Source organism: Enterobacter sp. BNK-22 (genome assembly GCF_048684805.1).
Taxonomy (GTDB): domain Bacteria; phylum Pseudomonadota; class Gammaproteobacteria; order Enterobacterales; family Enterobacteriaceae; genus Enterobacter; species Enterobacter quasiroggenkampii.
On sequence record NZ_JBLQTT010000001.1, the window covers coordinates 92,240 to 106,367 of the forward strand.

Consider the following 14,128-nt stretch of genomic DNA (forward strand, 5'->3'; position numbering starts at 1 on the left):
TAGCAGAAATATTTATCCGGACTCAACCAAGATGCCTTCCATCGAAACGTTTATCACTTTTCTTCTCGCGCTGACGCTTCTGGAGATTTCTCCGGGGCCAGACATGATGCTAACTATCGCCAGAGGCGTCGGTCAGGGAAGACGTATTGCACTGTTTACGGTACTGGGTAATGTATTTGTAGCGGGTTTTGTGCAAGTTTCTTTTCTTGTCCTGGGGCTGGTAGCCGTTGTTCATGCCTGGCCGGTTGCACTAGATCTGTTAAGGTGGGCTGGTGCGGCTTATCTGATGTGGCTGGGCATAAAAATGATTGCGACTTCTGGCACAGATACGCGGCTGCGAAAAACGGCCAAAATTTCTGACTGGAGTGCCGTTAAGGAAGGCGCCCTGAACAGCCTGACTAACCCAAAATCCCTGCTGTTCATGTTTGCTTTTCTTCCTCAGTTTGTCGATCCTGCCGCGGGTCCTGTCTGGCTGCAATTGCTTGTTCTGGGTAGTATCCAGAAGCTGGCAGGAATTATTTCCCTGGGGTCAGTCGCGATGGCATCAGGGACATTTGGAAACTGGCTAAGTAAACACCCTGGCTTTATCAAATGGCAGGAACGATTTACAGGTGTTGTCATGATAGGCCTCGGTATCCGCATGTTGTTTAGCGGGTCTGGTGTCGTATCGAAATCTTCCAGTTAAGTTTTACCGAAAGGGTAAACCCAGTGTCCGCTCCGTGCCAAAAGCTGACATTGCTCACATAATAGCCTAGTATGTCACTCTCCACCGCCCATCCAATCTTGATAATTCTTACCGCTCCCCTTATATCCACACTGAGGAATAACCTCTAACAAGGCTAAGGAACACTCTTATGGGGCTTAAACCTGGTCCAAAACCAATCGCAAAATCAACAGGAAAACCAGATCAACGCAGACGTGATAATAAGGATACACCCGGCAATACCCCAGGATTGAAACCAAGCAAATCAACTGGGAAGTAATCGTTCAAGGGTATGGATAATAATTCATCTGTACCCTTTTCTCGTCAAATCTGTCTGCTTTAGCCCGCTTAGTGCCAGAGGCGGGCGGTTATAATATTTTTGTTCTATACTTATTCGCTATTTAGCTCCTATATCTTCATCAGTCATCATTAAGTTGGTTCATGTATGCCAATGGTAAATAAGATAAAACATTCCGATATGAATTTTATTCAACCTGCTAAATTACAATTTTAATCCTGAAGCATGGTTCCTTATGCCCACAATAAAATAATTATAATTAAAGAAAAGTCATTTTCTGCCGATAAAGTTATCATTTGAGTGCTATTTTTAAAGGAGATGAAATGACATTGTTTGATAGTGGTATGAGACTCAGACTCGAAAGTTTAATCAATGTTGCTGATATGGAAATCAGGCAGGACTTTCATAATGGATACATTGTTGATGAAAATGACTACACTTCAAATTTAACTTCGCATATCAGGAGGATAGTCAATGCAGCAATGCCATTGAGAGTTCATACTCATTCCCAAAAACTTCCCTCATCTCGAGAACGATTCTGGGGAGCGGACGCTATGGTTGTATTAATCGATCGTTATACTCGTCTTGGTAAAATTTGTTTTTTTGAAGCAAAAACAGATCGTGCAAACTGGGATTACACTCACAAACCTTCCTTAATGTCTCATTTTTCATCTCAACTTGATAGACAGACTCGTGCTATAAACTCTAATTATGCTGTTTGGGAACAATTTTATACGGCAGAAAGTATACATAAGCCACTTAATGTCAACAGACATCAGCGCGGGTCAAGTTGTATAATTCATGACCTAGCTTATAGATTATATCACCCAATGCCAAATACTAAAATCTGGACTAACTCGGATATAGATTTACTGTGCATTAAGCAAACGCAATTAAATATACCTATAACAATGGGCGGAATCATCAGAATAATATGTGAATGTCACTATGGTTCTCCTTATCGAATCGAAGAAATAATTAACTTTTTCGATGAAAAAATAGATGTTAATGAAATATTAATCATTGAGGGGAGTGCTTACCATGGAAATGAGTTTGAGGAGGGCTTTGCAGATATTATCCTTAAGAAATTAAGGCATAACTCACAAGACTAATCTATATCGTCCTTGTAACACTGATATAAGCTGATGGTCCGCTCCTCGCTCAGAGCGGACCTAACCCGCCCCACAAACCCACTCCGTATACAGCATATTAGTTCAGCTCTTTAAAATCGCATGACTCACCGGGATAGGGCCCTTACAATTGCCTACGAGCTGAACTTTCGACGACGTTTCGGTCGACAAAAAGCCATACGGGGCGTTCCCTGCTGAAGCTTAAAACCCTCCAGGGTTTTTCACCCTCATGATGGTTCCACCGCGCCCGGCGTAAAGCCGACATTCATTAACCAACGGAGATTATCATCTTGAACAAATCAATACTCGCATGCTCTGTGGCCGCGCTGCTGGCCGTGTCCGCCATGTCCGCCCAGGCCAGGACCCCCGCCAGGCTCAAGTCGCCAGTATCGGGCGTGCTCTGCGACCGATATGTATGCGCCAATGACAAGGGATTATCCCGCGCGTTGACAGAGACCTATCTCGGTAAGAAGGCTGCTGCAAACGAGGTGTTCACGTCGAGCAATGTCGATCTGACTGAATTCACCTTTGCCAACGGTATTTTCTGCGATGTGAAGGAGCGACTGTGCCGTGAAGATCGCTATTATGGCGCGAACGGACAGCGCTCCGGGGCGGTATCTAAAAAGTACACAACGCTGCTGTTTGGCGAATAATGGTGATGAAAAGAGACCACAGTAAAAGGCTACGTTATAGAGATATAAATTATATTTTATAGTGTATATTATAAATGATGATCGGGTTGTCAAAATTAAATTTCTTATTAAGGGTTATATTGCGGAATATTGCTCTGTTACTACGCTTTAGCTGAGCGTAACAGTGAAGCGGTCTGGTTACGTGAATTCCCATTCACTACCATGAGCGAATAAAGGAATGAAAAACCGCATAATGATTGTCGGCGGCGGCACGGGAGGAACCATTGTTGCCAATCTGCTGGCCAGGAAATTACGACGTGAAATTGCTGCCGGTCAGGTAGAGCTGGTACTGATTTCCGAATCACCAGTGCACTACTACAAACCCGCCTTTATGTACGTCGCCTTTAACCTCTTCCATCACCATGAACTGGCCCGGCCTGAACGGCAATTACTGAGTCCGGAAATTCAATTTATTACCGACAGGATTGAATCTTTCGATTTTAAGCAGCGTCGACTGTACGGGGCCAGTAAGCGACATTACGACTGGGACCTGCTGGTTATTGCCACCGGCTGCACACCTTTTACACAAAAAATCCCTGGCCTTGCCGAAGCGGGCGATCATTTTTATCAATACGCGGCGGCCAGACAATTAGCGCATAAGCTCGCCACCCTCAAAAAGGGGCGAATATTTATTACCGTCTCTTTCCCGGAAACGCCGAATGTGCCCCACCAGTGCGGCATCGCCCCCATTGAAACCACGCTGATGGTTGACGATTATCTGCGCCAGCGTGGGGTGCGTAATCAGGTTGAGATTGTTTATACCTATCCGACCGTCGCGCAGCTGCTGCGAAACTGCCTGTTCCTGCAACGTCCGGTGGGGGAGGCGCTTGGCGATATTTTTGCCGCCAAAGGAATACAGCATCAGCGTGGTTTTACCTTAAGCCATGTCGATCCTGACAGCAAAATTGCCTATTCCGCCGAGGGCGATTCACAGAATTTCGACATCCTGATGGCAACGCCTCCCATCCGGGCAGTCGACGCGGTGCGTGATACCGGGCTTAGTGAGTTTCAGAACGGTGAAGGCTGGCTGCCGACGGATCACCAGACGCTGGGCGTCTACGGTTTAGAAGGCGTATATGTGATCGGCGATACCGTCGATCTGCCGATCAGTAAAGCGGGAGGGTCGTGCCACAACCAGGCGCCCGTCATTGCTGACAACATCGTGGCGGAGCTCTACGGCAGACCGCCCGGAAGCGGTAACCATTATGATGGACGGGTTCAGGCCGTCGCGCAGATGGGACTCTGGGCCGGCATGCCGTTGGTATATGACTATCGCAATGACGTGACCCCCATGCCGGCGACAAAACTCGGCGGCATGCTGCGAAACGGTTTTAACCGTGGACTGTATTGGGGCGTCGTGAGGGGGATGTTCTGATGAGTGACCAGGAACAGTTACTAAAAAGCCTTGCCCCGCTTATGGCGGGCAATCGTCTGAATAATCTGGTTGATCTGCTTGCCGTCGTCGCAGACCTGCTGGAAATGGCCGATAACGCGATGGTCGAAAAACTGGCTGGCGTTTTTGACGATGTCGTGACCGTCGGCTGGGAAGGGGGAACCGCGCTACGCATGGCGTGGGGGGAGCAGGTTAACCGGGAAGGGGATATCTCGCTTCGTCAGGTGTTTACTATGCTCAACGACCCTGATACCCGCCGCGGCATCATGCTTTTGCTGCGGGTGTTACAGATTACGGGGCAGCGTCTAAATGCCCTCGCTTCGGTCAGCTATCCTGAGTGTCCTGAGATCGAAAACCGCTAAGATCGGGCGGATGTACACCGGAAACGGCGATTATGCCGGGTAGCTTGTTTATGTTACCCGGCCTGTTGAGCGGTACCGTGGGCTATTTATCCCCACCACCCAACCGATACGCCAGCGCCACCACCAGCGACTGCACCAGACACAGCGTCGCCGACTGAGACCGAAACGCGTCCACCTGCGCCTCTTTCACTACAAAGCAGAGATCGCTGAACGTCGCCAGCGGGCTGATCTGGCTGTCCGTAATCACAATCTGCCGCGCGCCAACGCTGGCGGCGGTTTCGCTGACCATCACCGTCTCTTCCGCGTACGGCGAGAAGCTGATCGACACCACAATGTCGCGTGCCTTAATGCGGCTGATCTGCTCGCGCAGCATCCCGCCCATGCCGTCGAGCAGGATAGGGCGGCACTCCAGATGGCTCAGTGCATAGGTAAGGTACGCGGCGACGCTAAAGGATCGACGCAGTCCGGCGATGTAGATGGTGTCGGCGTCGGCCAGCAGCTGTACCGCGCGCTCCAGCATTTCCGGTTCGGCGCGGGCGGCCAGCTGCTGCAGCGCCTGCGCGTTTGAGCGGGCAAACTCCTGCAGGATATCGAGCGGCGTTTCCGGCACGGCCTCGCTCTCCATCTCGCGGAACAGCCGGGCGCGGTCGCTGTAGCTGGCGGTCTCCTCCACCAGATTCATGCGAAACAGCTGTTTCATTTCGTTGAAGCCGGTGAAGTCAAAGGCGTTGGCAAAGCGGATCAGCGTCGAGGGCGGCACGTCGGCGCGCTCGGCAATGACGGCAACCGTATCAAACGCCACGCTGTTGGTGTTGTCCAGCACGTAGCGTGAGACCTGCTGCAGCCTCTTGCTCAGGCTATCGTAGCGATCGCGGATTTGCTGCTGCAGTTCGTTCAGGCTGGTTGCTGTCGTCATCTTTTCCCCCAAATACAGTCATATGATTCTAAACGCAAAACCGCGTCTTTTAAATGTCGGCCATCCATCTGGCAGCAAAAATGAAACAGAAACTTCAGTCATTTCCTCGCCCGAAATTCCTTAATAGCGCACGCTGCGTCTGTGGTGCTGGCTGTTAACATAAAAATCCATCCTTGATCACAATAATCATCATTTATTTTATTTCAACTTAAAATGGAATGTTTGTTTCATATATAGTGGTCAGTACACAGTGTTCAGGTCACAGTCACGTATCAACAGCGAGAGGTTAAGGATGGAGACGGTAGCGAATTTTATTCACGGCGAATGTGTCACCGGTTCAGGCCAGCGCGTTCAGGCGATCTTCAACCCGGCCACCGGCGAGCAGATCCGCCAGGTGGTGATGAGTACGGCACAGGAAACGGAGCAGGCGATTGCCGCCGCGCAGCAGGCGTTTCCGGCGTGGGCGCGTCATGCTCCGCTTAAGCGCGCGCGCGTGATGTTCCGCTTCAAAGCGCTGCTGGAAGAGAACATGGATCGCCTGGCCCGCCTCATCAGCGAAGAGCACGGCAAGGTCTTCTCCGACGCGGTGGGCGAACTGACCCGCGGCCTGGAAGTGGTGGAGTTTGCCTGCGGTATTCCGCATCTGCAAAAGGGCGAACACTCGGCGAACGTCGGGACCGGCGTCGACAGCCACTCGCTGATGCAGCCGCTCGGCGTCTGCGCCGGGATCACGCCGTTTAACTTCCCGGCGATGGTGCCGATGTGGATGTTCCCGATTGCGCTGGCGACCGGGAATACCTTCGTGCTGAAACCGTCGGAAAAAGACCCTTCTCTGGCGCTCGCGCTGGCGCAGCTGCTGAAAGAAGCCGGCCTGCCGGACGGCGTCTTCAACGTGGTGCAGGGCGATAAAGAGTCCGTTGACGTGCTCCTGACCGACCCGCGCGTGCAGGCGGTGAGCTTTGTCGGCTCCACGCCGATTGCGGAATACATTTACCAGACCGCGTCCGCCCACGGTAAGCGCTGCCAGGCGCTGGGCGGTGCGAAAAACCACTGCATTTTAATGCCGGATGCCGACATGGAGATGGCGACCAACGCCATCATGGGCGCGGCCTACGGCGCGGCGGGCGAGCGCTGCATGGCGCTCTCGGTGGTGCTGGCCGTGGGGGATAACACCGCCGATGACCTCTGCGCCCGGCTCGAAAAACAGATTGCCGTGCTGCGCGTCGGACCGGGGCTCGACCAGACGCCGGAAAACGAAATGGGGCCGCTCATCTCCTCCGCGCACCGCAGCAAGGTGCTGGGCTACATCGACAGCGGGGAAGCGCAGGGGGCGACGCTTCGCGTGGACGGCCGCGGGTTTAGCGTGAAGGGCCACGAGCAGGGCTATTTTGTCGGGCCGACGCTGTTCGATAACGTCACCCCGGAGATGACCATCTATAAAGAAGAAATTTTTGGTCCGGTGCTTTCTGTGGTGCGCGTAGCAGATTACGCCAGCGCGGTGGACCTGATTAACCGCCATGAATATGGTAATGGCTCGGCAATCTTCACCCGCGACGGCGGCTGCGCGCGTCGCTTCTGCGAAGAGGTGCAGGCGGGCATGGTGGGGGTCAACGTGCCAATCCCGGTGCCGATGGCATTCCACAGTTTCGGCGGCTGGAAGCGCTCCATCTTCGGGGCGCTCAATGTCCACGGCAACGACGGCGTGCGTTTCTATACCCGAATGAAAACCATCACCGCGCGCTGGCCGGAAATGCAGCAGGAGACAGGCGCTGCGTTCTCCATGCCGACGCTGGGCTGACAGGAGGCGTTATGCAAACCGAACGTATGACCATGGCTCAGGCGCTGGTCCGGTTCCTTAATCAACAGTACGTTAGCGTGGATGGTCACGAAACGCCCTTCGTGGAGGGCGTCGCCACCATCTTTGGGCACGGCAACGTGCTGGGTATCGGCCAGGCGCTGGAGCAGGATCCCGGCCATCTGCAGGTTATGCAGGGCTGCAACGAGCAGGGCATCGCCCATATGGCGACGGGATTTGCCAAACAGCATCGGCGTCAGCGCATCTTTGCCGTCACCTCCTCCGTCGGGCCGGGCGCCGCCAATATGGTCACGGCCGCGGCAACCGCCACGGCGAACCGTATTCCGCTGCTGCTGCTCCCGGGCGATATCTATGCCTGCCGCCAGCCCGACCCGGTGCTGCAGCAGATCGAGCAGTATCACGACCTCAGCATCAGCACCAACGACTGCTTCCGTCCGGTCTCCCGCTACTGGGACCGCATTAACCGCCCCGAGCAGCTGATGAGCGCGATGCTCAGCGCGATGCGAACGCTTACTGACCCGGCAGATACCGGTGCGGTGACGATTTGCCTGCCGCAGGACGTGCAGGGGGAAGCGTGGGATTACCCGCTGAGCTTCTTCGCGCGTCGCGTGCACCACATCGAGCGCCGTCCGCCCGATCCGCAGCGTCTGGCGCAGGCGCGGGCGCTGATCGCCCGCAAGCGTCGTCCGCTGGTGGTGTGCGGTGGCGGGGTGCGCTATTCCGGCGCACATGAGGCGTTTCGCGACTTTGTCGAGACGCTGCAGCTGCCGTTTGCCGAAACCCAGGCCGGAAAGGGGGCGCTGGTAAGTGACCACCCACTTAACCTCGGTGGCGTAGGGGTGACGGGCGGAATGGCGGCCAACCAGCTCGCGCCGCAGGCTGATCTGGTGATTGGCATCGGCACGCGCCTGACCGACTTTACCACCGGCTCCAAGGCGCTCTTTTCCCATCCGGATGTCGAATTTCTGCTGCTGAACGTGGCCGAGTTTGACGCCCTGAAGCTGGACGCCACGGCGCTGATTGCCGACGCTCAAACCGGGCTCGAGGCATTGACCCACGCGCTCGGTGATTACCGCAGCGGCTGGGGAGAGGCGATCGCTGAGGCGAAATCCGCCTGGCGCGACGAGTGCCGTCGCCTGTGGGATCGCCAGTGGCGTCCGGACGACGCGCCCGAAGTGGCGGGGCACCTGGACGCGCAGCTGGCGGAGTACGGCGAGACACTCAACACCCGCCTGACCCAGACGCGGGTGCTGGGGCTGATCAACCAGCATATTGAAGATAACGCCATCGTGGTGGGCGCGGCCGGTTCGCTGCCGGGGGATTTACAGCGCCTCTGGCAGGTCAAAACGCCGGACAGCTATCACCTGGAGTACGGCTACTCCTGCATGGGCTATGAGATTGCGGCAGCCCTCGGCGCGAAGCTTGCCCGGCCCCAGCTGCCGGTATACGCCATGGTGGGGGATGGCTCCTACATGATGCTGCACTCCGAGCTGCAAACCGCCGTTCAGGAGGGCATTAAGGTCACTGTTCTGCTGTTTGATAACGCCAGCTTCGGCTGCATTAACAACCTGCAGATGGGGCACGGTATGGGCAGCTTTGGCACGGAAAACCGCCATCGCAATCCGGAAACCGGACGGCTTGACGGTCCGCTGGTGAAGGTCGACTTCGCGCAAAATGCGCAGAGCTACGGCTGTCGCGCGTGGCGGGTGCACGACGAGCAAACCCTGCTGGCGGCGCTGGAGGCGTCCCGCGCGCATCCTGGCCCGACGCTGCTGGACATCAAGGTACTGCCGAAGACAATGACCCACGACTACGCCTCATGGTGGCGAACCGGTGATGCGCAGGTGGCGGAATCATCTGCCGTGCGTGAAGCCGCGGAGCAAACGCAGGCGCAGGTGAAAAAAGCCCGTCAGTATTAAGTTTTTCCGTCGTAACGAAATTTTCATTTCATTTTCCCCTCACCCTAACCCTCTCCCCAAAGGGGAGAGGGGATGGTGTGGTGCACTCTTTTCTCCCTCGCCCCTTTGGGGAGAGGGCCGGGGTGAGGGGAGCTGCTGTATGTCCTCCCATGTTGTGAGATTGATAACAAAATTTATCTCATTCATCTCAAAAGTGTTAACCCGCACTCAAAAACATAATTTTCACTATTTATAAAAATGAAATAAATGTTTTATTTATAGGGTCGTTAGTTCACAGCATTCACCAACACCGGGAGCCGTTATGTTTAACATTGCTTTACTGGGCGCTGGCCGAATTGGCCAGGTACATGCAGCTAACATCGCCAGCCACGGCGCAACCACGCTCTGGTCCGTGGTTGACCCGAATCAGGAATTTGCCACCCGCCTCGCCACGCAGTATCAGGCCCGCCAGCAGAGCCTGACTGAAGCGATGACCGACCCTAACGTTCACGCCGTGCTGATCGCCTCCGCGACCGATACCCACGCGGACCTGATTGAAATGGCCGCCCGCCACGGCAAGGCCATCTTCTGTGAAAAGCCGGTACACCTCGACCTTGCCCGCGTGCGCGACTGCCTGAAAGTGGTCAAAGAGTACGACGTGCCGCTGTTTATCGGCTTTAACCGCCGCTTTGACCCGCAGTTCCGCCGCGTGAAAACCGACGTGCAGGCCGGGCGCATCGGCAAGCCGGAATCGCTGCTGATCATCTCCCGCGATCCGTCTCCACCGCCTGCGGAGTACGTGCGCGTCTCCGGCGGCATGTTCCGCGATATGACCATTCACGATTTTGACATGGCCCGCTTCATCATGGGCGAAGAGCCGGTGTCGGTGTATGCCCAGGGCAGCAACCTGGTGGATCCGGCGATTGGCGAGGCAGGCGACATCGATACCGCGTTTATCGTCCTGAAATACGCTTCCGGCGCGATGGCGACCATCGTCAACAGCCGCCGCTCCTCGTATGGCTACGACCAGCGCCTGGAGCTGCACGGCTCCGAAGGGCTGCTGTGCGCGGGCAACATTCTGGAAAACCAGGTGCAGCATTACGGCAAACAGGGCTGCACGAGTGCGCTGCCGGAACACTTCTTCCTGCAGCGCTACAAATCCGCTTACGCCGCGGAATGGGAACACTTTGTCGCGGTCCTGCGCGGTGAAGCGGTGCCTGACTGCAGCGGCGATGATGGTGAACGTGCGCTGTACCTTGCGGATAAAGCGCTGGAGTCACTGCGCAGCCAGCGCGAGATCGTCCTCTAAACACCACAACCCTACACAGAGAGACATAATAATGAAAAAACTGATCGTAGCCGCCCTCATCGCCATGACGTCCGGGGCCGCCCTCGCCGAAAACGAGCAAATTGTTTTCAGTACGCCAAACCTGGCCATGCCGTTTGAAGTTCACATGCAGCGCACGGCGGTAAAAGCCGCAAAAGAGATGGGCGTGAAGCTTCAGGTACTGGACGGGCAGGGCAGTTCACCGAAGCAGGTGGCTGACCTGGAAAACGCCATCACCCGCGGCGCGCAGGGCTTTATCGTCTCCCCGAACGACGTGAACGCGGTCTCCAGTGCGGTGGATGAAATTCAGGATGCGAAGCTGCCGGTGGTCACCCTTGACCGCTCCGTCGACAGCCAGAAGAAGGTGCCGCACTTTGGCGCCAACAACTACAAAGGCGGCCAGGCGATTGGCGACTTCGTCAAAACCAAATTCCCCGACGGGGCGGAGATCATTCTGCTGACCGGCCAGCCGGGCTCCTCCTCCAACATCGAACGCACCAAAGGGATCCGCGACAGCCTGAAGGCAGGCGGGGATAAGTACAAGATCGTCGCCGATCAGACCGGCAACTGGATGCGTTCTGAAGGGATGCGCATCGTGGAAAGCGTGCTGCCCTCGCTGCCGAAGCGTCCTCAGGTGATCCTCTCCGCCAACGACGACATGGCGCTGGGGGCGATTGAAGCCCTGCAGAGCCAGGGCGTGAAGCCGGGCGAAATTCTGGTCACCGGCTTTGATGCGGTACCGGAAGCGCTGGCCCGCGTGCGCGACGGCTGGCTGGCGGTGACGGCGGATCAGCGTCCGGGCTTTGCGGTGCAGACGGCGATGAGCCAGCTGGTGGCCAACGTGCGCGAGAAAAAAGCCATCACCGGGGCCGACTACCCGCCGACGCTGATCACCAAAGAGAACCTGCAGCAGGCTGAGCGTATCGGTGAGGCCGGTAACTGATTTATCCGCAGCCGCCGCTGGCGCGGCGGCTCACTCTAAAGGAGGAGCAGACCGATGTCGCAACCCTTACTGAAAGTGACCGACCTGGCAAAAAGCTTTTCCGGCGTCTGGGCGTTAAGCAGCGCCCAGTTGACCGTCGGCGCGGGCGAGATCCACGCCCTGCTGGGGGAAAACGGGGCGGGTAAATCCACGCTGCTGAAGGCGCTCGCAGGGGCGCAGCCGCAAACCCGCGGGGAGATCTGGTTCAACGGCGAAACGCTGCCGGTGGACGACTCCCCGGTGGAACGGCAGAACAAGGGCATTATCACCATCTATCAGGAATTCAACCTGCTGCCCAACATGACCGTCGCGGAAAACATGTTTCTCGGGCGAGAGCCGCGTAAACGTAACCTGATCGTCGACGAAAAGGCGGTCAATCAGGAGGCGCAGGTCATTCTCGACTATCTGCAGCTGAACGTTGCACCGACCACCCCGGTCGCCCGCCTGAGCGTTGCCCAGCAGCAGATGGTGGAGATCGCCCGGGCGCTGACCCTCAACGCCCGCTTAATCATTATGGACGAACCTTCCGCCGCGCTGAGCGACAGCGAGGTGGAAAGCCTGCACCGCGTGGTGCGCGAGCTTAAAAACCGTGGCGTGAGCATTATCTATGTCACCCACCGCCTGCACGAAGTTTTCCAGCTCTGCGACCGCTTCACCGTTTTCCAGGACGGCCGTTTTACCGGCACCGGTGCGGTGGCGGAGACCAACGTCGAACAGCTGATCCGCCTGATGGTCGGGCGCGACGTGGCCTTTAATCGCCGTCCCGCCAGCGAAACCCATCATGAGGACAAACCCGTCCGCCTGGCGGTGAAGGGGCTGAGCCGCGAAAAGCCGCCGCTGGATCCGCACGGCATCGCCCTGCACGACATCAGCTTCCACGTCCACGCCGGGGAGGTCTTAGGCATTGCCGGACTGGTGGGCGCTGGGCGCACCGAAGTGGCCCGCTGCCTGTTTGGCGCAGACGCGTTTACCGCCGGGAGCTTTGAGCTGGACGGCGTACCGTACCAGCCGCGCGACCCGCTCTATGCCCTCGACCAGGGCGTGGCGCTGGTACCGGAAGACCGCAAAAAAGAGGGGGCGGTGCTGGGACTGTCGATTCGCGACAACCTGTCGCTCTCCTGCCTCTCCTCGCTGCTGCAGTGGCGCTGGTTCGTGAACACCCGCAAAGAGGACGATCTGATCGAGTCCTACCGCAAGGCGCTGCAGATCAAAATGGTCAACAGCGCGCAGGAGGTGCGCAAGCTCTCCGGCGGTAACCAGCAAAAGGTGATCCTCGCGCGCTGCATGGCGCTCAACCCGCGGGTGCTGATCGTCGATGAGCCGACGCGCGGCATCGACGTGGGGACCAAATCGGAAGTGCACCAGGTGCTGTTTGACATGGCGAAAAAGGGCGTGGCGGTGATCGTGATCTCCTCCGATCTGCCTGAAGTGATGGCGGTGTCAGACCGGATCATCACCCTCAGCGAAGGCCGGGTGACCGGCGAGATCCACGGTGACGACGCTAACGAAGAACGGCTGATGACGATGATGGCCATCAACCACAACGCCCTGAACGCGGCATAACGGAGTTTCTCATGACGCAGATGATTTCTAAAACGCAGGCCCCGGTCAAACGCGCCGGACGCATCGATCCCATCGCCTTCTTCGAGCGCTTCGGGGTTCTGATTTTCATGATCCTGCTGCTGATCTTCTTCCAGTCGCAGAACAGTAATTTTTTCTCTGAACGCAATATTTTCAACATCCTGACCGAAGTCTCCATCTACGGGATCATGGCCGTGGGGATGACCTTCGTCATCCTGACTGCCGGGATTGACCTCTCCGTGGGATCCATTCTGGCGGTCTGCGCCATGACCGCGGCGTACGTGATTAAGGGCGACAACTTCACCACCGTCGACCCGAACGCCTGGGGCGGCATGAGCTGGCTGATTGGGCTGGGGATTTGCCTGGCGATGGGCACGGCGATTGGCTTCCTGCACGGTCTGGGCGTGACCCGCCTGCGTCTGCCGCCGTTCATCGTGACCCTCGGTGGGATGACCATCTGGCGCGGCCTGACGCTGGTGATCAACGACGGCGCGCCGATTGCCGGTTTCGATCAGGGCTACCGCTGGTGGGGGCGTGGGGAGCTGCTCGGCATCTCCATTCCGATCTGGATCTTCGCCATTGTCGCCCTCGGCGGCTATCTGGCGCTGCATAAAACCCGCTGGGGCCGCTTCGTCTACGCCATCGGCGGTAACCCGGAGGCAGCGCGCCTGGCGGGGGTGAACGTCAAGCGCGTACTGGTCAGCGTCTACGTGCTGATTGGCTGCCTGGCGGGGCTGGCGGGCTTCATTCTGAGCGCGCGTCTGGGGAGCGCCGAGGCGGTGGCCGGGATCTCCTTTGAGCTGCGCGTCATCGCCTCGGTGGTGATTGGCGGCACCTCGCTGATGGGCGGCTACGGGCGCATCGGCGGCACCATTATCGGCTCCATCATCATGGGGATTCTGATTAACGGCCTGGTGCTGATGAACGTCTCGGCCTACTACCAGCAGATTATCACCGGATTAATTATCGTTCTGGCGGTGGCGTTTGATACCTACGCCAAGAGCCGTCGCGGCGCACTGTGAGGATCACG

Annotated in this window: 12 protein-coding genes; 11 read left to right on the plus strand and 1 reads right to left on the minus strand. The window is 56.8% G+C overall.

Going from position 1 to position 14,128, the window contains the following annotated elements:
* Positions 1–31 precede the first annotated feature (31 nt).
* From ACMGGE_RS00415 to ACMGGE_RS00435, 5 genes are all read left to right on the plus strand, one after another.
* Positions 32–685: a LysE family translocator gene (locus ACMGGE_RS00415; protein ID WP_032675326.1), complete on the plus strand. Its 654-nt coding sequence runs from the start codon at positions 32–34 to the stop codon at positions 683–685.
* A gap of 639 nt (positions 686–1,324) precedes the next feature.
* Positions 1,325–2,113: a hypothetical protein gene (locus ACMGGE_RS00420; RefSeq protein ID WP_420293230.1), complete on the plus strand. Its 789-nt coding sequence runs from the start codon at positions 1,325–1,327 to the stop codon at positions 2,111–2,113.
* A 308-nt stretch (positions 2,114–2,421) separates the two neighbouring features.
* Positions 2,422–2,784: a YcgJ family protein gene (locus tag ACMGGE_RS00425; RefSeq protein WP_023344670.1), complete on the plus strand. Its 363-nt coding sequence runs from the start codon at positions 2,422–2,424 to the stop codon at positions 2,782–2,784.
* Positions 2,785–3,001: 217 nt separating this feature from the next.
* Positions 3,002–4,198 (plus strand): NAD(P)/FAD-dependent oxidoreductase, encoded by a 1,197-nt coding sequence (locus tag ACMGGE_RS00430; protein ID WP_420293231.1) that lies wholly within the window; start codon positions 3,002–3,004, stop codon positions 4,196–4,198.
* Positions 4,198–4,578, plus strand: coding sequence for a DUF1641 domain-containing protein (locus tag ACMGGE_RS00435; RefSeq protein ID WP_023617688.1), 381 nt, complete (start codon positions 4,198–4,200; stop codon positions 4,576–4,578). Before ACMGGE_RS00430 ends, ACMGGE_RS00435 begins: the two co-directional genes overlap by 1 nt.
* An 82-nt stretch (positions 4,579–4,660) precedes the next feature.
* On the opposite strand, the gene ACMGGE_RS00440 is transcribed toward ACMGGE_RS00435, so the two are convergent.
* The gene (locus tag ACMGGE_RS00440; RefSeq protein ID WP_023344667.1) at positions 4,661–5,494 is read right to left on the minus strand and encodes a MurR/RpiR family transcriptional regulator; all 834 of its coding nucleotides are present in this window, start codon (positions 5,492–5,494) and stop codon (positions 4,661–4,663) included.
* Positions 5,495–5,786: 292 nt separating this feature from the next.
* Between ACMGGE_RS00440 and ACMGGE_RS00445 the strand changes: the two genes are divergently transcribed.
* The 6 genes from ACMGGE_RS00445 (at position 5,787) to ACMGGE_RS00470 (ending at position 14,120) form a co-directional block, all read left to right on the plus strand.
* On the plus strand, positions 5,787–7,292 hold the full coding sequence (locus ACMGGE_RS00445) for a CoA-acylating methylmalonate-semialdehyde dehydrogenase (RefSeq protein WP_048226210.1): 1,506 nt from the start codon (positions 5,787–5,789) through the stop codon (positions 7,290–7,292).
* 11 nt (positions 7,293–7,303) lie between these two features.
* A complete protein-coding gene (gene iolD, locus ACMGGE_RS00450) occupies positions 7,304–9,229 on the plus strand; it encodes a 3D-(3,5/4)-trihydroxycyclohexane-1,2-dione acylhydrolase (decyclizing) (RefSeq protein WP_420293232.1) in 1,926 nt (641 codons plus the stop codon).
* A gap of 301 nt (positions 9,230–9,530) precedes the next feature.
* On the plus strand, positions 9,531–10,517 hold the full coding sequence (gene iolG, locus ACMGGE_RS00455; RefSeq protein ID WP_032675319.1) for an inositol 2-dehydrogenase: 987 nt from the start codon (positions 9,531–9,533) through the stop codon (positions 10,515–10,517).
* A 31-nt stretch (positions 10,518–10,548) separates the two neighbouring features.
* Complete coding sequence (locus tag ACMGGE_RS00460; protein ID WP_008502118.1) at positions 10,549–11,478, plus strand: sugar ABC transporter substrate-binding protein; 930 nt, start codon at positions 10,549–10,551, stop codon at positions 11,476–11,478.
* 54 nt (positions 11,479–11,532) lie between these two features.
* Positions 11,533–13,080 carry a sugar ABC transporter ATP-binding protein gene (locus tag ACMGGE_RS00465; RefSeq protein ID WP_032675318.1) on the plus strand — a complete coding sequence of 516 codons (1,548 nt, stop codon included), beginning with the start codon at positions 11,533–11,535 and terminating at the stop codon, positions 13,078–13,080.
* Positions 13,081–13,091: 11 nt separating this feature from the next.
* Entirely contained in the window at positions 13,092–14,120 is a 1,029-nt protein-coding gene (locus tag ACMGGE_RS00470) for an ABC transporter permease (protein WP_008502116.1), read from the plus strand.
* The last annotated feature ends 8 nt before the right edge of the window (positions 14,121–14,128 follow it).